The 22798-nt window shown below is 64.7% G+C and carries 9 protein-coding genes; 7 read left to right on the plus strand and 2 right to left on the minus strand.

The window, feature by feature from the left end; translation table 11 throughout:
* Positions 1-22: 22 nt before the first annotated feature.
* Together AC5Y4F_RS06440 and AC5Y4F_RS06445 are read right to left on the minus strand one after the other, a co-directional pair.
* Entirely contained in the window at positions 23-14809 is a 14787-nt protein-coding gene (locus tag AC5Y4F_RS06440) for a nuclear transport factor 2 family protein (protein WP_499995801.1), read from the minus strand.
* A gap of 184 nt (positions 14810-14993) precedes the next feature.
* A complete protein-coding gene (locus AC5Y4F_RS06445) occupies positions 14994-15734 on the minus strand; it encodes a TylF/MycF/NovP-related O-methyltransferase (RefSeq protein WP_499995572.1) in 741 nt (246 codons plus the stop codon).
* A 603-nt stretch (positions 15735-16337) separates the two neighbouring features.
* Between AC5Y4F_RS06445 and AC5Y4F_RS06450 the strand changes: the two genes are divergently transcribed.
* From AC5Y4F_RS06450 to AC5Y4F_RS06480, 7 genes are read left to right on the plus strand one after another with little or no spacing between them, the layout of a single operon-like run.
* Positions 16338-17762 carry a hypothetical protein gene (locus tag AC5Y4F_RS06450; protein WP_499995574.1) on the plus strand — a complete coding sequence of 475 codons (1425 nt, stop codon included), beginning with the start codon at positions 16338-16340 and terminating at the stop codon, positions 17760-17762.
* 54 nt (positions 17763-17816) lie between these two features.
* Entirely contained in the window at positions 17817-18818 is a 1002-nt protein-coding gene (locus AC5Y4F_RS06455; RefSeq protein ID WP_067930446.1) for an AAA family ATPase, read from the plus strand.
* Between the two features lie 7 nt (positions 18819-18825).
* Positions 18826-19692 (plus strand): DUF58 domain-containing protein, encoded by an 867-nt coding sequence (locus tag AC5Y4F_RS06460; protein ID WP_067930470.1) that lies wholly within the window; start codon positions 18826-18828, stop codon positions 19690-19692.
* On the plus strand, positions 19682-20155 hold the full coding sequence (locus AC5Y4F_RS06465; protein WP_499995576.1) for a hypothetical protein: 474 nt from the start codon (positions 19682-19684) through the stop codon (positions 20153-20155). Before AC5Y4F_RS06460 ends, AC5Y4F_RS06465 begins: the two co-directional genes overlap by 11 nt.
* Positions 20146-21123, plus strand: a complete 978-nt coding sequence (locus AC5Y4F_RS06470; RefSeq protein WP_067930451.1) for a vWA domain-containing protein — start codon at positions 20146-20148, stop codon at positions 21121-21123. The genes AC5Y4F_RS06465 and AC5Y4F_RS06470 overlap by 10 nt, the downstream gene beginning before the upstream one ends.
* On the plus strand, positions 21120-22037 hold the full coding sequence (locus AC5Y4F_RS06475) for a vWA domain-containing protein (protein ID WP_499995577.1): 918 nt from the start codon (positions 21120-21122) through the stop codon (positions 22035-22037). Before AC5Y4F_RS06470 ends, AC5Y4F_RS06475 begins: the two co-directional genes overlap by 4 nt.
* A complete protein-coding gene (locus AC5Y4F_RS06480; RefSeq protein ID WP_499995579.1) occupies positions 22034-22780 on the plus strand; it encodes a hypothetical protein in 747 nt (248 codons plus the stop codon). The genes AC5Y4F_RS06475 and AC5Y4F_RS06480 overlap by 4 nt, the downstream gene beginning before the upstream one ends.
* Positions 22781-22798 lie beyond the last annotated feature (18 nt).

Raw genomic sequence — 22798 nt, forward strand, 5'->3', positions numbered from 1 at the left:
CGCGAAGCACGATGGATGGCAGTTACTCCAGCTGATCCATTCGGCTGAGTTCGTTGAACCGGGCCAGCGCCATGTCGCGCTGGTCGGGATCGAAGAACTCGACCCGGGTGACGCGGTCACGGTCGAGAAGGCCGAGCTGGATGAGGGGGATTTCGATTGCGACGCCCTCGGTCGAGGTGCCCCTCACGACCACATCGGCCAGTACCCCCAAGCCCGAATGGGCAAGGATCTGGGCATACTCGGCCCGGTAATCGGGTACCAGCGACGCCAACGTCCGGATCGAGGACATGTAGTCATCGATCGTCTCAGCGCGTGCGTGGGCGAGCTGCCGGTGGCTGACGTACGCAGCGCCATCGAGGCTGGCGGCGATCGCATCCCAGTCATGGCGGTTGGAGATTTCGTTGAGCCGCTGCACCGCCTCGATCACCTCCGGGTGGGCGACCTCGCCAGATGCGATCCACCGAGCGGTGAGCTCATCGAACGCGTCGTTGATGTTGTCCGGATCGAATGTCACCTGCTCGCGCATCAGATCGTCTTCGCCGACCTCCATCACGGACAAGACCTCCCAGGTGATCGGCTGGTCGGCAGCACCGATGTCGCGGATGCAATGGCGAGTCAGTGAAAGATGAGACCCTCTGATTGCGATGGCTTGCATGCTCAGTCGCCAACTGGTTGGCGCCTGGAACAGTTCTTGGACGTTTTTCCACACTGCTAGCCCGGTTAGTCTGGCGCGCAGACCCTTTCGTCGGTCGTCCAATTGAATGTCCTCAGTCATCATGGCGAGGAAAGCACTCATATCCCGGCGGTTGTACGCATCGACCAGGCGCGACCAGGTCCGGGTCGAAGCATTCTCAAGGCGGGGGACCGGCCGGTCGAGCTCGTCGAATCTGGCGAGGGCGGCATCGAGGTCTGTCTCGTCGAAGAGCTCGCAGTACTGGATCAGATCGCCTTCGACGATTGGAACTTGGATCATTCGCCACTCGGCTTCGAAGCCTTCTTGGGAGGTCCCACGCCCCTTCCACGTGACGACAGCGCCGAGGTTGCTTAGCCGATGCGCGGCCTCGATGTAGATGTTGAGGTCTGGCGTCAGGTCCCAAATCGCGCCGATGGACGCATAGACGTTGGTGTCGCTCCCGCGTCTGAGCGCGAACGGTGTGCCTCGCCGGTGGTCAATGACAACCCAGTCCGCAGAGGGCAATTCGTGCCGGTTGAGCGCCGTGGTGACGCCCGCGATTACCGACCACGTGTGCGCGTGGGCGGCCGCCTCACCGGCGACATATCGGGCATCGAGCTCCTCGAAGGCGGCGTCGAGGTCGTCGGAGTCGAAAATCACCGAGTTGCGGACTAGTCCATCGGCATCGAGTTCGGTGAGCATCAAGTGCTCGTTAGTGATTGGCCGGTCGAATTCGTTGACGTCGCGGTACGTGTCGCGAGTCAACGCGAGGCGGGATCCCCTGACCGCGAGCGGCGCGACTTCCAACCGCCATCCCTTCGGTGCCTCGAAAATCCCGCGCACAAGTTCGGGCCGGGCCGCCAAGCCCTCATCACGCAGGCCCCGTCGCCGGTCGTCATATCGCGCGTCGGCAGTGTTCAGCGCTAGAAGGCCTTCCACGTCACGAAGATTGAAAGCATCGGCGACGCATACACGGGCGCGTGTCGCGACGTTCTCAAGCAGCGGTGCCGAGCGATGGACCTCGTCGAATCTGGCGAGGGCGGCATCGAGATCTGCCTCGTCGAACATCTCGAACCGGCTCACCATGTCGCCGTCGAATGTGAAAATGGCGATCTCGCGCAACTCGAAATCGAAGCCCTCGTGTGACGTCCCGGTAACTACCTCTGTGATGACCGCGCCAAGGCTGCTCAGCCGGTGCACGGATTCTATGTGACCCTTGACGTTTGGGGCCATGTCATAGGTGGCACGTATGTAAGGGATCATGTCGCCGGGCGCGAACGCTCGACCTCGCCGGTGATCGATGTTGATCCAGTCCTGCGTCGTCGGCATTACTTCGTGTCGGTTGTAGGCGGCCTGGGCCTGGATCATGTTCGTCCACGTTTGCGCGTGGGCGGCGGCTTCGCCGGCGAGGTAGCGGGCGTCGAGTTCCTCGAATGCGGCGTCGATGTCGTCCGGATCGAACGTGACGATTGCAGCGATCCGCTCGGCGGCGTCGAGCTCGACGATGCCGAGCGCTTCAGTGTGGAACCCCCCAGCCAACTCGTCGTTGGCGGACCATCGGACACGACTGAGGAGGAGGTGCTCCCCGCGGGTCGCGATGTCCTGTGACGTTATGACCTCGACGCCGAGGTCGACGGTCGTCCGCATTTCCGCGGTATTGGATTCGCGACCGCGCCGGAGCCCAGCTCCCACCGCACGACGGCGGTCATCGTTGTAGTAGCCATCGTTCAGAACCTCGGTTATCGCGTCCCAGTCGCGGGCGGCGAAGTGTGCCAGGAACCGCTCGACGACTTGACTTGCTCTGTTTCGTGGCCGTCGCGTCTGTGCGTGCAGTTCATCGAAGCGGGCGAGTGCGGTATCGAGATCCGCGTCGTCGAAGATTTCGACACGGCTGAAAAGGCCGCCCTCGATTGTGAATATGCCGATCGTCCGCACCTCTATGTCGAAGCCTTCTTGCGAGGTCCCGTTTACGACCTGGGTGACGACGGTTCCGAGTGCGTCTAACCGATGCACTGCCTCGGCGTACACGCTGAAGGCCGAAGTGATGTCCCACAGTGCACGAAGAGACGCGGCCAGATCGACGCCTTCGATCGATACGATCGGTCGACGATCGATGTAAATCGCATCCGGAGTCGTCGCTGGAAGTTCGCGCCGGTTGACCGCGGCGTAGGTACGTGCAACAAGCGACCACGCCTGCGCCTGTGTGGCGGCCTCGCCCGCGAGGTAGCGGGCATCAAGCTCGGCGAACGCGGCGTCGATGTCGTCGGTGTCGAACTGGACCGCCGCCGCGATCCGATTGTCGGCGTTGGTCTCGACGATGTTGAGCATTTCGACGCTGAACGCCTCAGGCCCCTGGGCACCACCCGATACGCGGGTACGAGTGAGCGCGAGGCGCTCCCCGCGGGTCGCGATGACAACCGCCTCGATGTTGTTGACCCCTAGGTCAACAACGGCCTGCATATTTGCGATCTGCGCATTTCGGCCGCGTTGGACGCCGCCGCCCACCACCCGGCGACGGTCGTCCGTGGAAACATTGTCGGCGAGCAGCTCCGCGATCGCGTCCCAATCGCGAGCCGCGAGGTAGGCGTTGGAGCGGGCGTACAGTCGGCTTGCCGCATTCTCCAGCCCCGGCGCCTGCGGCTGCAATTCGTCGAATCGTGCAAGGGCCACATCGAGATCGGCCTCGTCGAAAACTTCGGCACGGCTCAGCAGGCCACCTTCGACTGTCTGAACTTCGATCATCCGCAACTCGGCGTCAACACCGTCGTGCGAGGTTCCTGTGTGCACCTGGGTGTAGACGGCGCCGAGTTCTTCCAGCCGATGCACCTCCTCGACGTAGACGTCGTAAGTGGAAAAGATGTCGAACACTGCGCGAATAGATGAGGCCAGATCAGGCCCTTCGATGGATACCAGCGGGCGATGATCGATGTAACCCGGATTGGTCGTCATCGCGGGAAGCTCGCGCCGATTGACCGCGGCCTGGACACCCGCGATCACCGACCACGTATCCGCGTAGGTGGCGGCTTCGCCGGCAACGTAGCGATCGTCAAGCTCAGCGATGGCCGCATCGAAGTCCTCGAGGTCCAATGCGATGCGTGTCACGATCCGTTCGTCGGCGTCGATCTCAACGATGCCGAGGACCTCGGCAACAACCGCCTCGGACTGCTCGTCTCGGACCGAGATGCGATCGCGGCTCAGAGCAAGGAGCTCCCCACGCGTCGCGATAACCGTTGAGGCCCAGGACGTAAGCCCGAGGTCGGCTGAGGCCCGCATGCTCGCGATCGTGGCGTCTCGACCGCGGCGGACGCCTGCGCTCACCACTCGGCGGCGATCGTCGTTGAAAATGTCTTCTGCCAGCATCTCCGAAACCACGTCCCAGTCGCGGGCAACGTAGTGCGTCAGAAAGCGTTCGAATACTTGGCTTGCCGCATTTTCGAGCCGCCTCGCCTGAAAGTGCAGTTCGTTGAACCGGGCGAGCGCGGTGTCGAGGTCTGCCTCGTCGAAGCATTCGACGCGGCTAATGAGGTCGCCTTCGAATGTGACCATCTCGATGTACCGCAGTTCGGCGTCGCCCTCACGCATGGTCGCGTTCACCACCTGGGTGACGACGGTTCCGAGTTCATCCAGCCGATGCACCGCATCGACGTAGGCGCTGAAAGCCGAAGTGATGTCCCACAATGCATGTAGGGACGCGGCGAGATCAACGCCCTCGATCGACACCAGCGGTCGATGATCGATGTAGACCGAATCCGGTGTGGTTGCGGGCACTTCCTGCCGATTTACCTCGGCGGTGATCCGCGCAACAAGCGACCAGATTTCCGCGTGGGTGCTTGCTTCACCGGCTGCATAGCGAGCGTCGAGCTCAGCGATGGCTGCTTCGAAGTCGTCGGGATCGAATATCACGCGCGACACGACCTGGTTTTGCGCGTTGATCTCAACGACGGCTAGTGCCTTCGACGTCCCGGGCCCAGACCAGTGGTCCCAGACGCAGTGACGGCTGAGGACGAGGCGCTGCCCACGGGTCGCAATCGTCATTGCGGTCATATTTGTGACACCGACACCGGCGAGTGCTCGCAGGCTTGCGATCTCCGCATCTCGACCGAGATAAGCACCAGCGTTCACGACGCGACGACGATCATCGACGCGGATGTCGTCGGCGATCAGACCCGCCATGGCGTCCCAATCGCGGACCACGAAGGAGGCCAAGATGCTTTGCTCGACTCGGCTTGCCGCGTTCTCGACTTGCCGCGGCTCCGTTTGGAGTTCCTCGAAGCGGGCGAGGGCAGCATCGAGGTCGACTTCGTCGAAAAGCTCGCAGCCGCCGATGTGGTCACCTTGGAGGGTCAAGACCTGGATCATTCGCCATTCGGCGTCGAAACCGTCTGGTGAGGTCCCATGCGCAATGTGCGTGACGACCGCTCCTACAGCGCTGATCCGATGCACCGCCTCGATGCGGATGCTGAGGTCTGGCGTCTGTTCCCAAGAGGCGCGGACCGAGGCAACCATGTTGCTGGAAGCGAACAGTGCAACCCGACGATGGTCGACGACGGCCCAGTCGGCCTTGGTGAGATCGTGCCGGTTGAAAGCGGCATAGGTATCAGTGATGACTGACCACGTGCGCGCGTGGGCGGCAGCCTCGTCGGCAACGTACCGCGCGTCAAGCTCAGCGAAAGCCGCGTCGATGTCGTCGAGGTCGAATATGACGGCCGCTGCGACCCGTTCGTCTGTGTCGAACTCAAGGACCTGCAGCACATCGAATTGAACCGCGTCGGGGTCGGGTCCTGAGGCGCGCCAATGCGTGAGAATACGGCGCTCGCCCCGGCTCGCAATAATGTCCACGATGGCGGTTGTCGTCAATCCGATGTCGGTAGCCACCCGCAGGTCTTTGATTGCGGCATCTCGACCGCGATAGATTCCGGCGTTGATGACCCGGCGGCGATCGTCGAAGTGATAGTTCTCGGCAAAGTCCTGCGCCATGGCGTCCCAGTCGCGAGTCGCGAAGTGCGTCAGGAAGCGGTCCGCCACAGCGCTTTTCAGTCGGGGGGAGCGCGGCTGAAGTTCTTCGAAGCGGGTGAGCGCCGCGTCGAGGTCCGTTGCGTCGAAGATTTCGCAGCGGCTGATCAGACCACGGTCGACAGCCATGACTTCTATTCCCCGCCACTCGGCTTCAAAGCCGTCTTGTGAAATCCCCTGTGCCACATGACTGCAGACTGCCCCGAGGTTATTCAATCGATGCACTGCTTCTACCCGGAAGCTGACGTCCGGTGCGAGTTTCCACAGCGATTCCAGGAACTCGTTGAGGCGGCCCTCCACGATAATCGTTGGTCGTCGGTGGTCGATGTTCACCCAATCCGGCGTCGTCGGGAAAAGCTCATGCCGGTTCATCGCGGCGTAGGCGCTCGAGATGACCGACCACGTTCGCGCGTACGGTGCCGCTTCGCCGGCCAGGAAGCGGGCGTCAAGCTCCTCGATGGCGGCGTCGATGTCGTCGAGGCCAAATAGCAGGCGGGCAGCGACGCGGTGGTCGGCGTTGACTTCGACCAGGCAGAGCGCTTCGGTGCGGAACGACTCGGACCCTTGATCTTCAACCGCCAAAAGGACATGACAAAGGGCCAGGTGCGCAGCGCGGGTTGCCATCGCGGTAATCGTGGCGTACTTGGCCCCGACGTCCGCGATGGCTCGCATGTCCGCGACTTCGGCATCTCGACCGTGACGAATGCCGGCGTTCACCACTGGACGGCGATCCTCGGAGCAAATGTCTTCGGCCACTAATTCCGCCAGCGCGTTCCAGTCGCGCGCAGCGAAGTAGGTGAAGACCCGTTCAAGGACTTGACTTGCCGCGTTTTCCAGCTGGGGAACATTCGGATGCAGTTCCTCAAAGCGGGCCAGCGCGGCGTCGAGGTCAGTTTCGTCGAAGATTTCGCAACGGTCGATTCGGTCGTCGTCGACCCTTAAGAATTGGATCTGTCGCCACTCGACGTCAAAGCCTTCTGATGACGTTCCTCGCTGCACATGGGTGATCACTGCTCCGAGCTTGCTGAGCTGATGCACCGCCTCGACGTGGATGTTGAGGTCCGGGGTGAGATCCCAGATGGCACGGATGGACGCGAGGATCGTGCCGGGCGCGAAGGGCGTGGCTCGCCGGTGGTCGATGGTGACCCAGTCGGTCGCAGGCAGTTCGTGCCGGTTGAACGCCGCGTAGATACCTGTGATGACCGACCACGTGTGGGCATAAGGGGCCGCTTCGCCGGCGAGATAGCGGGCGTCGAGTTCGGCAATAGCGGCGTCGAAGTTGTCGAGGTCAAACGATATCGACGCGACGATCCGTTCTTCGGCGTCGATCTCGACGATATTTAGGGCATCGTTTTGAATCGTCCCGGGGTCAGGGCCCGCTGCGCGAACACGCACAAGGGCGAGGCGTCCGCCGCGGATCGCCACGATCCCTAACAGCGTTAGTGTGAAGCCGACGTCGGCAATCGCCCGCACATCTTCGATCCCGGCGTCTCGACCACGTCGGATCCCGGCATTCACCACTCGCCGGCGATCTTCGCTAGAAAAGTTATGCGCCACATTTGCGGCCATGGCGTCCCAGTCGCGGGCTGCGAACCACGCGTAGATGCGCTCGTAGGCTCGGCTTGCCGCGTTTTCTAGCCTCGGCGCTGGTGGGCCGAGTTGTTCGAATCTCGCGAGTGCGCCTTCGAGGTCGGACTCGTCGAACACCTCGCAGCGGCTGATCCGGCTACCCTCGACTGTGAGAATGTCGATCATCCGCCATTCGGCGTTGAAGCCCTCGGGCGAGGTCCCCCTCACCGCATGGGTGACGACGGCTCCGTCATTGGACAGCCGATGCACGGCCTCGGTGTAGATCCTTGCGTCAGGCGTTTGATCCCACACCCCGCGAAGGTATGCGGGCAGATCAACCGCTTCGACGGTTAAGACCGGTCGATGGTCGACGTACACCGAATCCGGCGTCGTCGTTGGAAGTTCGTGCTGATTGAACAGGGCACAGGTTTTTGCCAGCACCGACCATGTCTGCGCGTGGGCGGCAGCTTCGCCGGCGAGGTAGCGACGATCGAGTTCCTCTATGGCGTCGTCGAAGTCATCAAGTTCGAACACTACAAGCGCCACAATCCGCTCTTCAGTGTCGATCTCGATGAGATGAAAAACTTCGATTCGAATCGCCTCTGGGTCATAGCCAGTGGCTTGAGTGCGCGAAAGGATGAGCCGCTCGCCCCGAGTCGCAATGATGATCGGCGCCAACTTCGTGAAACCTACATTCGCGGCCGCCTTCGAGTCTTCGATCTCGGCATCTCGTCCAAATCGGGTCCCGGCGTTCGCCATGCGGCGACGATCGTCAATGCAGACTTCGTCGTCCAAGATCTCGGCCATGGTCTCCCAATCGCGGCTCGCGAAGCAGCTCAAGAAGCACTCGTACACTTGGCTTGCTGCGTTTTCCAGCCGCGGTGTCGGGCGGCTTAGCTCATCGAACTTCGCGAGCGCGGCGGCCAGGTCTGCCTCGTCGAATACCTCAGCCCGGCTCAGCATTTCGCCATCGACCATCATGATTTCGACGCCCCGCCACTCGGCGGCGAAGCCCTCGTCCGAGCTTCCATACGCCGCCCACGTGAAAACGGCGCCGAAGTCGTTCACCCGATGTGGTGTCTCGACGAAGATGTCGAGGCTTATGTCGAGGTCCCATCCGGCACGGATGTATTCGATACCCTCACCGGGTGCAAACGATGCCACCCGGCGATGGTCGATACTCACCACATCCGGTGTAGCGGCAGCAACTTCGCGCCGATTGTGCGCAACCAAGGCGCCGGTGATCACCGACCATGTGGCCGCATGGGCCGCGGCTTCACCGGCGAGGTATCGGGCTTCGAGTTCGGCGAAGGCGGCTTCGAGGTCATCGAGCTCGAACACCAAGAGGGCTGCGATCCGTTCGTTGGCGTCGATTTCGATGACTTGAAGGATTTCGACTCGAATCGCCTCGGGGTCGTGGCCGGTGGCTTGAGTGCGCGAAAGGATGAGACGCTCGCCCCGGGTTGCGATGACGGTCGGCGCCAAGTCGGCGAAGCCCACGCTGGCCGCCGCCTGCAGGTCTTCGATCTCGGCGGCTCTTCCGCGTCGGATGCCGGCATTCGCGGCCCGGCGACGATCCTCAACGGAAACGTCCTCGGCGAGGACCTCCCCTATCGCGTCCCAATCGCGGATCGCGAAGCGGCCAAAGAAGCGGTCGGCCACTTTGCTTGCCTTATTTTGCAGCTGCGCTCCTGGCCGGCTGAGCTGTTCGAATCTCGCGAGCGCAGCATCGAGGTCTCCTTCGTCGAATAGTTCGCAGCGGTTGATCATGTCGCCCTGGACAGTCACAACATTGGCTCCGCGCCATTCGCCGTCGAAGCCTTCGTGTGAAATACTCTGCGCCGCATAGCTGTAAACCGCGCCGAGGTCGCTCAGCCGGTGCGCGGCCTCGATGTATACGTTCAGCTCCGCGGCGAGGTCCCACGAAGCCCGGATGTACGCGGTCAGCTCGCCGGGCTCAAATGCGGTGACGCTGCGATGGTCGAGGGTGACACAGTCGTGTGTCGTCGCGGGGAGCTCGTGCTGATTGACCGAGGTGAAGGTTTTCGCGACCACCGACCAGGTGCGCGCATAGGTCGCTGCTTCCCCGGCGAGGTAGCGCGCATCGAGTTCCGCAATGGCCGCCTCGAAGTCATCGAGATCGAACGTAATCACTTCCGCGATCCGTTCGTCGGAATCGATCTGGACGACTTGCAGTACATCGTTTTGGATCGCAGCGGGATCGCGCCCCGCCGCCCTAACGCGCGCCAGAGCGAGACGCTCGCCTCGAGCCGCTCTGACGTCCACCATCGTTATGGTGAAGCCGATGTCGGCCGCCGCCCGCAATTCCTCGATTCCGGCATCGCGACCGTGTCGGAGTCCGCCGTTCACCACTCGCCGGCGATCGTCGATCAACTCGGCCTCGGCGACTACGCCGCTGAGGGCCACCCAATCACGGGCTTCGAAAAAGGCCAACATGCGCTCGAACACTTGTGTTGCCGCGTTCTCCAGTCGCCGTGCCGGCCGGTCGAGCTGTTCGAATCTCGCGAGCGCGGCATCCAGGTCGGTCTCGTCGAATACCTCGCAGCGGTTGATCTTTTCGCCCTCGAACGTGAGAACGATGACGTCTCGCCATTCGGCGTCGAAGCCCTCGCGCGACGTCGCATGCACCGCATGAGTGGTGACCGTTCCGACGCTACTTAGCCGAAGCACCGTCTCGACGTAGTTGGTGGCTTGCGGCACGAGGTCCCACACGGCGCGAATGGATTCGCCCAGGACACCTGCCTCAACCGGTACGACCGCTCGATGGTCGATGTTGACCCAGTCCTGCGTCGTCGCGGGGAGTTCGTGCCGATTCAGTGAAGCGTAGCCCGCTGTGGTCATTGCCCACGTGTCCGCGTACGGCGCCGCTTCCCCCGCGAGGTAGCGCGCATCGAGTTCAGCTATGGCGGCGTCGAAGTCGTCGACGTCGAACGCAAGGTGGGCTGCCAACCGGTCGTCAGTGTCGCTCTCAATGACGCTAAGAAACTCGATGCGGTTGTCCTGCATGAAGATGCATGAGCGACATAGCGCGAGGCGGTTGCCGCGGGTCGCGGTGACGTTCGACGTAATCTTCTCGCTGCCTAACTCGGCGACTGCTCGACTGTTGGCGATTTCGGCATCACGGCCGCGTCGGATTTCTGCGTTCACCCCGTGCCGACGATCATGGTCAATCATGTCCTGCGCCATGAGGTTTGCCATCGCATCCCAGTCGCGGGCCGCGAAGCACGCTTGGATGCGCTCGTACACTTGGCTTGCGGCGTTTTGAAGCCGCCGTGCCGACGTGTGTTGCTCCTCCTCGAATCGGGCGTGTGTGGCGTCGAGTTCGGCGACCGCGGCGTCCATGTCATCGACGTCGAAGAACACGTGCAGCGCGATTCGGCCCTCTATGTCGATCCCGTAAAGCTGGAGCAATTCATCGCGCGGCGCTCCCGGGCTCATGTCGGCGGTGCCCAACTCTAATCGGGTGAGAGCCAGCCGGTCGCCGCGCACGGCGATAACGACTTGGCTTGGTCGTACGCGGTCGGTCTCATGAATGCGCCTGTTCTCATGTGCCCACTCGCTCGATTCGACGTCGATTTGCGTGAAGCCGACGACCTTCCGGCGACTCTCAACGTGAACGTGGGGTGCAAACACCTGCTCGAACTCGTCCCAGGCCCCGCGAGCAGCAGCATCCATTGCCCGTTTACCGACGCGCACGCACGGGGTATCGGGTTCGACGGTCGGAGCTTCAGGCGGCGCCGGGGCAGTCGGCACCTTGCGCACATCAAGAAGGACACGCGCCTTCTCGACCAGCGCCGCAGCACCTTTCCTCTCCCACAGGCTTACAGCTCGCTCAGCGGCGGCTCGTACCCCCGCGACGTCGCCTGCAGTGGCCAAAACGTTAGCCAGTGCCAGACATGCGTCGCCGTGGTCAACCAACAAGTCGGTGCGCTCGGCCAGGCTGACGGCGGCCTCGGCGAACCGACGCGCCGCGTCGTGATCATTGCTGCGCGAGAGCAGCTGCGACCGAAGCGTGCGCCAGGCGATCGAGGGCTTCAGCGCGTGACCAGCGAGATGCTCACTTTCCGTGCATAATTCGTCCGCGTCGGTATCCCGGTCGAGTAAAAGGCACGCGCGGCCGAGCAGCGCAGCGGTCTCGGCCGTGTCGGCGTCCAGGCCCATACGGCGAAAGCCGTGGTAGGCCTTACGTAGCGGCGCCTCAGCGGCGGCGGGATCATCGATGACAAGTTCGACAATGCCGGCGAATTGCTCGACTTCTAAACGCGCATGGCGCAGGCCCAGGTCGGTCACCGTGCGCCGGGCCGAGTCGATCATCCGTCGTGCCGCGGCGCCGCGGCCGCGGAAGGCCTCCAGCACGGCCTGGCATCGCGTCGACGTCGCCTCGACCGCGGGGGAGTCGGTCGTGATCCGGAGCAGCCGCACCACGTCAAGACACCGGCCACCGGCGCGCGGAACAGGATTCGGACCCCACAACGCGGCGAGTGGCGCGCCTGCGAGCACGGCGTTGACTCGGCGGTGTTCACGCGCGCGCCGCGCCGCGGTAAGAGCCTCATCCAGGGCGATTTCGCAATCAGCGATTCGCCCCAGGCGCGCCAGGCATGTGGCGCGCACGGTGTGCGCTTTGGCTTCCCCTGCGGCATCGTCCAATCGGGCCAGCTTTTCCGCGGCCGTGCCTAGCGCGGTTTCGACCTCGTCCAGTCGGTCGGGGTGGATCAGCATCGACAGCTCGCCGTCGAAACACGTCGCCCAAGCTGCCAGTCGCGCGGAATCGACTGTCGCTGCTTGTAATTGCGAGACCGCGCCCGCCGCCGACGACACATCACCCGCGGCCAGCAGGGCCTCGCAGCGCGCGATCAGTAGCTCGGCGGCCTGGTCGTCGCGGTCGGGGAGCTCGTCGTCGAGCTCCTCCAGTGCGTGCAGTGCTCTGTCGTACAGCTCGGCGGCGCCTTCATAGCCGAGTCGTGCCATCGCCTGGTCTGCGGCACGCCGGCAATATTCGACGGCCTTGGCGGCGTTTCCGGCCCAGGCGCATTCGAAGTAGTGGTGCGCCAGGTCAGCCAACAGCTCGTCGTCGGCGCCGGGCTCGGTCTCCAGCGTCGCGGCGATACGCTGGTGCAACCGCATGCGGCGCACCGATGCCAGCTCGGCAAGGAGCGACCGTCGCACAATGGCGTGGTTGAACCGGTATAGACCGCCGGGCTCCTCAATGACGATGCCCGCCTTGCACGCCTCGTCGAAAGCGTCAACGAGATCTTGCTCGACCACCCGCTCGACGAGGTCCACGGCGAACCGACTGCCAACCACGGCGGCTGCGGCAAGGGCCTTGTTCGTCTCTGGCGAAAGCCGCGACAGCCGGCGGCTCACGGTTTCCCGGACTCCTTGCGGCAGGGTAGTCGGATCCCAAACGCCGCCACTTTCATCGACATGGCGCAGTGCCTCGATGAGGAAGAACGGGTTGCCACCGGTCACCGAGGCCAACGCCCGCGCGAGCTCTTCGTCGTCGTAGCCGGCCTCGCTGACGTATGCGGTCACGTCCCCCTCGTCGAGGCCGCTGAGTTGGAGGCGGTTTGCAGTGCCGGAATCAGTGCTGCGATGAAGGTCGGCGAGCATGGCCGCCAACGGATGTGAGCGGTCGAGGTCTGTGCTGCGGTACGTCCCGACGATCTGTACGCGGGCCTGGTCGCCGAAGCGCAGCAGATGACGCAGCAAGAGCAGCGTGGGTTTGGCTGCCCAGTGCAGATCGTCGAGTACCACGACGACGGGTGCGCTCGCGGACGCGACTTCCAGCAGCGCTACGACCGCGTCGAAAAGTGCGTAGCGTTCGGTGTCCGGGTCTGCCCGGCTTGGCGCGGTCAGATCGGGTAGGACATCGGTCAGCCCGGGAACCAATGCGAGTAGTGCTTCGACACCGCGCAGTCCGCGTAGCCGGGTGGCGCCGATGCACGGCATCAGCGAACGTAGCGCCTCTGCGAAAGGCTGGTACGGCGCACCGAGATCCTCATCGCAGCGGCCGTAAAGCACGACGGCTCCTTGCTGATAGGCCCGCTGAGACCACTCGCCGGCAAGACGCGTCTTTCCTACACCAGGTTCGCCGGCAATCAGAACCGCGTGGATGCCGCCCGTGCGCGCCGTCTCCCAAACCGACACGAGCCCTTCGAGTTCGTGGGTGCGCCCGACGAATGGACCCGGACCGATCAGTACCGTGGGAAGGCCGGGCCGCTCGAGGGGTGCATCGGTCGTCTCTTCCGTAGGACTGTCCTCGGTAGCCTGCAAGCGAAGCTCGAACACGTGCTCGGGGCGTGCCAAGTTTTTGAGCTGACGCATCCCCAAGTCGTCGAACACGACATCGTCGGGCAGCGAGTCGATAGCGAGTTCGGCTGTCGCACCGGAGCAAAGGATCTGCCCGCCCGACGCCAGGGACCGCAGGCGTGCAGCACGGTTGACCGCCCGACCGAAGTAGTCGCCGTCGCGGAGTTCTGCCTCGCCGGTATGCAGCGCGATGCGAATGCGGATGGGTTCGGTCAGCGCCCATGGTTCTTTGGCGATCGCATCTTGAAGCTCCAGAGCTGCGGCGGCCGCCGCCGACGGCCGATCGAAGACCGAGAAGGTAGCGTCACCCTCACCGCGGGTCTTGAGCAGCCGTCCTCCGCGGGAGGTGACGACTTGTTCGGCGAGCTCGTCGTGACGCGCGAGCGCGATCGCCATGGCGTCGGCGTCGGCCTCCCAAGCGGCGGTTGACCCCTCGATGTCGGTGAGTAAGAAGGTCACGGCGCGTGTCACAGTCGTAAGCTGTTGTCCTACGGGGACTTCCAGCGATGCGTCCTGGGAAACGATCGCGGCTTCCAGCCGCCGAAGATCTGGCCCGGGGTCGACCCCCAGCTCATCGGCCAGCAGTGACCGCGCCCGCTGGTAAGCGGCCAACGCTTCGCCTTGCCTACCTGCGCGGTAGAGCGCCAGCATCAGCTGGCCCCATCGCCTTTCGCGCAGGGGTGCGTCGGACACCGCGGCCTCGAGCTCGCCGATGATCTCGGCGGCCCGGCCGGTCGCCAATAGAGCATCGGCGCGATCCTCGACCAGCGCGGCGTGGCCCTCTATCCAGCGTGTCTTCTCGGATACTCCTCGGCGGGTATCGGGCAGCTCCGGGATTCCGCGCCAGAGGGTCAGCGCCTCGTCGAAGTAGGCCACCGCTTGGATGCTGTCGCCGGCCGCTGCGGCATCACGGCCAATCTTGGTGGCCACCTTGTAGCGCGACGCATCGGTGTCGGATTTAGTGAGGACCCAGCCCGTTCCCTCGGTCAGGACGAAGCCGTCGTCCAGCGTGCGCCGTAGCGCGGAAATATGAGTCTGGAGCGCTTTGGCGGCGGTGCGCGGGGGATCGTCGCCCCACAGGAGCTCGAGCAGGGTTTCGGCGGACACGATCGAAGAACCGTGCAGCCCGAGCATGGTCAGGATCGCGCGCGGTTTGGCGCCCGGGATTGCGACGGGCGCGCCGTCCCGCCGCACCTGCAGAGGTCCCAAAACCCCCAGTTCCACCGCATGAAGCGTACTCACGTTGCGATAGTCAGGGAGCTGAATCAACGCACGGTCAAGGTCGAGTAAAGGTGTTTGCCGGCTGCGGAGGGGGGTCCCGTCAGACGCGCTCGATCCCGCTAGATGGGCGCGGGCGCGACTCAGAGCTCGAGGCGTCGACCGCCGTTCCTGACCGCTCTGCCGGGTCTCAGATTATCTGAGCGACCGCCTGTTCAAAGTACTGGTTGTATGCGAGGTAGACAGCCTCTTTCCCGCTCCAATCCAGGAACTCCTGAAATGCTTTGAATTCATGTTCTGCGGCTTCGGGGTAATTATAGAATTCGTCAAAGACTATCACAGTGCCCGAAACGATGTTATCGGCCAGCTGGTCGAAGGTCTCCTTTGCGGAAGCGTATAAATCGCAATCCATATGTACGAAGGCGATGGGCGTAGTTTTCAGAATCTGAGATTTGAACTGCGGAAGGGTTTCGTGAAACATGCCTTTCACCAGGCTTACATTGTGCAGAACCGGTGGCATCCACCCTTCAGTGTTGACCCGAAAGGTACCTTGGGGGACGGTAAGGTCGGTGCGAGCCCATTCTTCCGGAAGCCCGTCAAAGGAATCGAATCCCCAAATGCGTTGCTCCGGATTGAGCGCGGCGATGAAATTGATGGTCCTTCCCGTACACACGCCCATCTCCAGGTACGCGCCGCGCAACCTAACGGCATCGGAGCCGAACTTGAGCACGGCCGCATCGGTATTCAGAGGCTTTGCATCGGCAAAGTATTCCGTCACCATTGCGCGAGCCGCCGGTGAATCTCGATAATCCTTGTCCATCGGATAAAAGTTGAGAACCTGGTGCCCTTTATGCCACTCTTCGCTCGCGGAGGGCATCTTCACCAATCGGTCCCAGTCGAACCCGTTGCTACGCGCAAGTTCTGGGGTCATCTACGGTATCTCTTTACGCCGAACGGCCATGCGCCCACCACGCCGTCCGCCACCACACCGATCGACATGAGCGACGCCATGGGGGGTGGAAATTCATGCGCTGAGCCTCCTCGCCGGATGACACGTCATGATTAATCGGCAGCGTAGAGGCTTGACGCGTAATCCACGGTGGAATTGAGGATTCCGGCGCTCGGCGCAGGAGGCCCGGTGCCCGCTCAACTCCTGCGTGTCATGTGCGACCCGCGTGGCGGATGAGCCGCATGTGGCGCTCGGCGGCGTTGCGGAAGCCGCCATTTGCCGCGGGCTTGCTTCACCTCGCCGCCGGTTTGCTTGGCGTGACGCCCGTACTGCGGTGAAATTGCTACGGAAACACTAAGAATTAAGATTCCGCCGCGACCGCGCGCACAGTACTGTTTATGTGCCAGCGTCTCCACTGTAGGTGTGCCAGCGTCTCCGTGAGGGTGAGGGATCGTGGGATCGCAGAAAGTCGTCGGTAGTCGGCCGGATCGACTTCCGTTGGTCGCGCGGTCGTCCGCGTTGCCCGCGAATATTTTGCAACTAGGCACTAGGTATCCGGGGGCCGCCGTGTTATTGGCGGTTCCAGTGGCGGTCGCCGGCTTCTGGGGCATGGTCACATGCCCGACCTTGGCCCTACCGCTGGTGTTGCTGGCTGGCGTGGCCCTGGTTTTGTTTGATTACCTGGCCGGCCCGTACAGGGCGGTGGAACAAAAGTCGCGGGTCGCCACCGGCACCCAGAAGCGGAACCTTCAGCCGCGCGCCAGCCAACCCACGACCCAGGTCGAGCAAAAGCCGTCGCGACGGGAATTGAAAGCCGAGGCGCGGGCGCAGAAAGAGGTGGCGAGGGCACAGAAAGAAGCCGAGGCAGCCGAAGCGTTCGCCGCCGAAGCCGAGGCAGAGGCGCAGGCACAAGCCGCGGCCGTCGAAGCGTTGGCCGCCAAAGCCGAGGCGGACGCGCAGGCACAAGCCGCGGCGGCCGAAGCGCGCGCCGCCGAAGCCGAGGCAGTGGCGCATGCAGAAGCTGCCGCCGCCCAAGCGCTGGCCGCTGACGCCGAGGCGGTGGCTGCCGAGGCGCGGGCACGGGCAGACGCGGCCGCAGCCGAAGCCTTGGCGGCGGAAGCTGAAGCGCTGGCCGCGGAAGCCGAAGCGCTGGCCGCCGAAGCGCGGGCGCAGGAAGAAGCCGCCGCCGCCGAAGCGCTGGCCGCCGAACCCGAAGCGGTGGCCGCCGAGGCCCGGGCACTGGCAGAGGCAGCCGAAGCGCAAGCGCTGGCGGCCGAGGCACGGGCACGGGAGCGGGCGCATGCAGAAGCCGCAGCGGCCGAAGCGCTGGCCGCCGAGGCGCGGAAGCGGGCAGAGGCCGCCGAAGCCGAAGCGCTGGCCGCCGAAGCTCGCAAGCAGGCCAAAGCCGCCGAAGCCCTGGCCCTGGCCGCCGAAGCCCGTAAGCAGGCCAAAGCCGCCGAACCCGAAGCGCTGGCCGCCGAGGCGCGGGCGGAGGCAGAAGCCGCTGAAATTGAAGCGCTGGCGGCCGAGGCGCGGGTGCGAGAACGGGCCCGCGCTGAAGCCGCCGAAGCCGAAGCCCGGGCCATCGAGGCGCGGAAGCGGGCAGAGGCCGCCGAAGCCGAAGCGCTGGCCGCCGCAGCGCGGAAGCGGGCAGAAGCTGCCGAAACTCAGGCCCTGGCCGCCGAAGCGCGGGAACGGGCAAAATCCGCCGAAGCGGAAGCGCTGGCCGCCGAGGCGCGGGCGCGCGCGGAAGCCGCCGAAACCCAAGCCATGGCCGCCGAGGCGCGGGCACGCGAGCAGGCGCGCGCAGAAGCCGCCGAGGCCGAAGCGCTGGCTGCCGAGGGGCGGGCGCGCGCGGAAGCCGCCGAAACCCGAGCTCGGGCAGCCGAGGTTTGGGCAGGAGCGCAAGCCGCGGAAGCCCAAGCGGTGGCGGCCGAGGCGCGGGCGCGCGCAATCCGGCTGCGGCTGGAGGCTGAAGCCAAAGCCAAGCGGCAAGGGAACAAACCGTAGTAAGCGGGCAGCTTGGCGTGTCGTTCTCCGGCACCTGGGTATCCCAGCGGACGTATGTCTACAGCACAAACACAATCGGATCAGCGTGAAATCGATAGCGTCCGGGGGACCGTCGACGCCATCTCCCAGGCTTTCGCAGCCAAGATTGTCGGGCAGCGCGACCTACGCGAGTCGCTCCTGATCGGCCTGCTCGCCGGCGGCCACGTCCTGCTCGAAAGCGTGCCGGGCCTGGCCAAAACCACGGCCGCGAAAGTGCTCGCCGAGTCGATTCACGGGCGCTTTCAGCGCATTCAGTGCACGCCCGACCTGCTGCCGAGCGACATCATCGGCACCCAGATCTACGATTCGGCGACCAATTCGTTCGTCACTCAACTGGGTCCGGTGCACGCCAACATCGTGCTACTCGACGAAATCAACCGATCCAGTGCCAAGACGCAGAGCGCAATGCTCGAGGCGATGGAGGAGCGGCAGACCACCATCGCCGGGCAGGTGCACCCCCTCGAGGATCCGTTTCTAGTCATCGCCACCCAGAACCCCGTCGACCAGGAAGGCACCTATCCGCTTTCCGAGGCGCAGACCGATCGCTTCCTGCTCAAGGAGATCGTGCGCTACCCCTCTCCGCAGGAGGAGGTAGAAGTCATGTCGCGGATCGACGCCGGCATCTACGACAAGGGACGGCCGACTGCGCCGGTAGTGAGCCTCGATGATGTTCTGCGCGTGCAGGAGGTGGTGCGCCATGTCCATATGGACCGTGCGCTGATGCTGTACGCCAGCCAACTGGTCGACGTCACCCGCCACCCCGCGCAAGCGTTGCCCAAGCAGATCGCGCGCCTGGTCGAGTATGGCGCCAGCCCACGCGCCACCATCGCGTTCTGCAAGGCGGCCCGGGCGCAGGCGGTGCTGGCCGGGCGCGCGCACGTGCTGCCCGAGGACATCGCGAACCTCGCGCACCGGGTGCTGCGGCACCGGCTCATCCTCGGCTTCGAGGCGGCCAGCGCTGACATCACCTCCGAGGTCGTGGTCGACGCGGCGCTGCGTGCTGTGCGCGTGCCCTGAGGTCATCTTGGGTAAGCATCTCAACCGCGCCAAGGCGCATTTCGGCACCGACACCCGCGGGTTACTCGAAGGCGGGCGCTACGCGCTATTGCATACGCGCAGCATGGAATTCGACGACCTACGCCCGTACGTTCCCGGCGACGACGTGCGAGACATCGACTGGAAGGCTTCCGCACGTTCGGGCGGCGTGCTCATCAAACGGTTCGTATCCGAAAAGCATCACAAGATCCTGCTGGTCGCCGACGCCGGCCGCAACATGTCGGCGCTCGCCCCCAGCGGGGAGTGCAAGCGCGACGTCGCCGCGCACGTCATGGGCGCGGTGGGATTGATCGGATTACGGCGATCCGATCAGATCGGCATGGTCTATGGTGACCGCCGCGGCTGCGTGAACATTCCGCAGCGCCGCGGCGAGTCGCACATCGAGGGCTTGCTGCACCGCTGGTACCAGCACACCACGACCCGTCCCGGCCGCAGCGACGTCACCGCCCAACTCGAGTACGTCGCAACGCATTACCGACATACCATGCTCATCGTCGTGGTATCCGATGAGCCCGATGTCGACGGCGGGCTCGACGATGTGCTCACCAGATTGACCGCGCGCCACGACATCATCTGGGCGATGGTGTCGGACATGCCCGCGGTGGGCCCCGACAACACCGACGGGTACGACGTCGCCACCGGTCGCTTCGTCCTGAACGGAGCCGACCTGGGCCCGCGGGTCGTCACCGCGTACCGCCGTGCCGAGCGGGCGCGCCGCGATCGCCTCGATGCGTTCCTGACCGCTCACGCCATTGCGCACGCGACGATCGCCGGCAGCAGGGATATCCGGCGCGAACTCGTTCGCCTGACCGAGGTGGCCGCGCGTGCCGGATGACCTGCTGCGCCACATCTTCGGTCCGCAGCCGTACTCGTTGTGCTGGCTGTGGCTGGCGGCCGTGCTGACTATAGCCGTAATCGCCTGGTATGCAGGCATTGTCATGTGGACATTGCCGTCACACCGATTACGGCGCATCCCGATCGTACGGCGAATGCACGGCTGGCTGATTCGCAACCGATTCGCACGCTGCGTACAGCGCATCGCGCGCGAGCACGACGCCGAGCGGATGTCGGCTCCGACGGCATGTGCGGCAATCAGCCGGACGGTGCGCAGCTTTCTGCATCAAGCGACCGGTGCGCGCGCCCAGTACCTGCAGATCAACGCGATTGCCGACGGGGAACTAGCCCCGGCGGCACCGCTGCTCACCCAGCTCGGTGATGCACAATTCAATGCCGAATCGCGCATCGATGTCGCCGATATGAGTGCCCAGGCGCAGGAGTTGATCCGCGCGTGGACCTGACGTGGTGGCCGGTAGCTGCGGTCGGAGCGGCCGCTTTCATCGCAGTTGTCGCGCTGGCCGCGTTGCTTCCGATGACCGCAGCCCGGAGGCGACTGCGGCCATTGGCCAATGTCGCGCGGCTTACCCGGTTGCCCGAGTACGCGAAAGTGGCGCGGCTGCGCTCGCTCTCAACGATTGTGACGTTGGTGGTGCTGACGGTTATGTTCAGCGCCGCGACCTGGGCCGCCGCCCGTCCCGCCGTGCCGAGCAAGGATTTCGACGCCGCCCACCCCGAGGACATCATGCTGTGCGTCGGGCAGTCGGTGAGCGACGCGGCGACGACGGAGCTGCTCGACTACTTCGCGCGGCAGGCCGCGGCGTCCCCTCAGGGGCAACGCATCGGCCTGACATCGGCCAACCGGCGTCTGGTGCCGTTGACGCGCGACCATCAGTACGCCGCCGCGCGCTTCGGCGACTATATCGGTGCCCGCCAGGCGCTGTCGGCGTCGTTCACAGCGCCGGTTTCCTACACCGACTACGCCGCAAGCGTGAACGACGTTCTCGCGCTGTGCCTCTCTGGGTTCCCGTCCGCCGAGCAGCGCGGCCCTGACCGGCGCTCGGTCATCTATCTCGGTCCTGCGGATCTCCGCGCCGCCGGGGAGCAGCGTGCCGAACTGTTCACCGATGGCAGTGTCCGGGCCCTGGCCGAACACGCCCGGGCCCAAGTCAATGTGATCGACACGGCCCCCTCACCCACAAGCGGTGCGTTGGCCGCGCTTACCGAGCAGACCGGTGGCCGGTACGGTGCACCGGATCCACGATCAGTGGCCCTGGCACTCAACGAGATTCGCGCGCACAAGCCGCCGGCGCGCCGCGCCGACGGCACCGCTGTGACAGCGGACTTCCGGGATGCGCCGGTGGTGCCGCTGGTGATCGCCTTATTGTCGTCGGCAGTGCTGTCGGTGGCCCTACTGGTGTTGCGCCGATGACCTTTCAGCCCGTATTGCCCTGGCCGATCCTCGCCGTCGTCGCGGGCGCGCTATTGCTGGCGCGCTTGGTGGCGCTACGGCAGGCGCTGCTCTCGGCCGGACGCCGAAGGCGGACCGCGTTGCGATGGGCTGCCGTAACGCTTGCGGTGCTGATGCTCATCGCTGCGACCACCCGCCCGGCACTTCTCGATGACGGAAACCAACGGGGCGCAACGCCCGCCGGCGCGAATCTCAACGTGTTTCTCGTCGTCGATCGCTCGGCTTACTCGGGGGTCGAGAACGACGGTTACGGTCAACCACGGATCGTGGGCATGCGCGAGGACATCGAGGCGTTGATCAAACGGTACCCCGCGGCACGGTATGCGCTCGTCGGCTTCGCCTCGAAGGCTTCGCTGGATTGGCCGCTTTCCGAAGATGTTTGGAGTCTGCGCCCAACCATCACGGCGCTCACCGCCCAGAGCCCGAGTCCCGATGCCGACGCGGGAGCGGCGGACAATGTCTTGCGATATCAGCTGATTCAGGCGACACAGCAGTACCCGGGTTCGCGCAACGTGGTGCTCTACTTCGGCTCCGGTGCGCCCGGATCGCGCGTGACACAAGGCGAGTTCAACCTCATACGGGGGTCGGTCGCCGGCGGAGCGGTGCTGGGTTACGGTCGCGCGGAAACGATCGATGAAGCCGAATTGCGAAGATTGGCAGCACAACTCGATGTCAACTACTTGCACCGCGACCTCGGAGCGCCCCTTCAGCCGCTCCTTCCCGATTCACCGCCCAGCCGCGTAGACGCCTCCGAACGCGCCGAGCTGTACTGGCTGCCTGCGCTGCTCGCGGCTGGGCTGCTGCTCGCGGAAATCTACCTGTCGGTCCGCGAGTTTCGTCGCGGTCGCATCGCGCGGCGGGACTTGGCGTCATGACACGCGGACCGGTGCGATTGCGGCTGCGGCGGCGGCTCTTCATTTATTCGGCGCCGGTCGCCGCCGCCGCGCTGCTGGTCGCAATCAAGCTGTTTGTGGTTGTGTTGGCCGGCAATTCGGCAACCCACGCCTTTGCGAGTGGCGACGCAACCGCGGTGCGGCGGGACGCGGCGATCCTCGGAGTCGTCAATGTGGTGGAACCGGCGAGGGCGCCGTTCGTCGCGGGCACGGCCGCCGTGCTCAGCGGTCGGTTAGAGGACGCCGACGCTCGCTTCACCGACGCGATGGCCCGCAGCGACAGCGTCGGTTCCTGCCCGGTGCGGGTCAATCTCGAGTTGGTTCGCGAGACTCAGGGCGACCGGGCCGCGGCGGCGGGGGACCGCGCACGGGCCGACGAACGCTACACGAGTGCGTTGGCCATCGTCGAAGCCGCGCCGCAGGGTTGCTTCGCCGGCAACACCGACCCGGACCCGCAGCGACACGCCATCCGCGACGAAGCAGCAAACCGATTGGCGGCCAAGAGGTCTGCACTCAGCGCCGCGCCGCCGACAGCGCCACCGCCGCCGCCACCATCGCCACCGGCGGCGCCACCCCCACCGCCACCGCCGCTCGGCAGCGCCGCGATCGACGACGGGGACAACCCCCCGCGCCGGCTTGATCCCGCGGGCGGCGATCCGCTCGACAAGTTGCAGCGGGTGCTGCAGGACGCCGCAGGCGCGACGCCACCGGGCGAGTCGCCCTAGGCTCTGTCAAGCTTTTGA

This window comes from Mycobacterium sp. NGS56, assembly GCF_059812425.1.

Coding starts and splice junctions, on each gene's coding strand:
- AC5Y4F_RS06455 (WP_067930446.1), top strand. CDS start 17,817: ATGTCTACAGCACAAACACAATCGGATCAGCGTGAAATCGATAGCGTC.
- AC5Y4F_RS06475 (WP_499995577.1), top strand. CDS start 21,120: ATGACCTTTCAGCCCGTATTGCCCTGGCCGATCCTCGCCGTCGTCGCG.
- AC5Y4F_RS06480 (WP_499995579.1), top strand. CDS start 22,034: ATGACACGCGGACCGGTGCGATTGCGGCTGCGGCGGCGGCTCTTCATT.
- AC5Y4F_RS06445 (WP_499995572.1), bottom strand. CDS start 15,734: ATGACCCCAGAACTTGCGCGTAGCAACGGGTTCGACTGGGACCGATTG.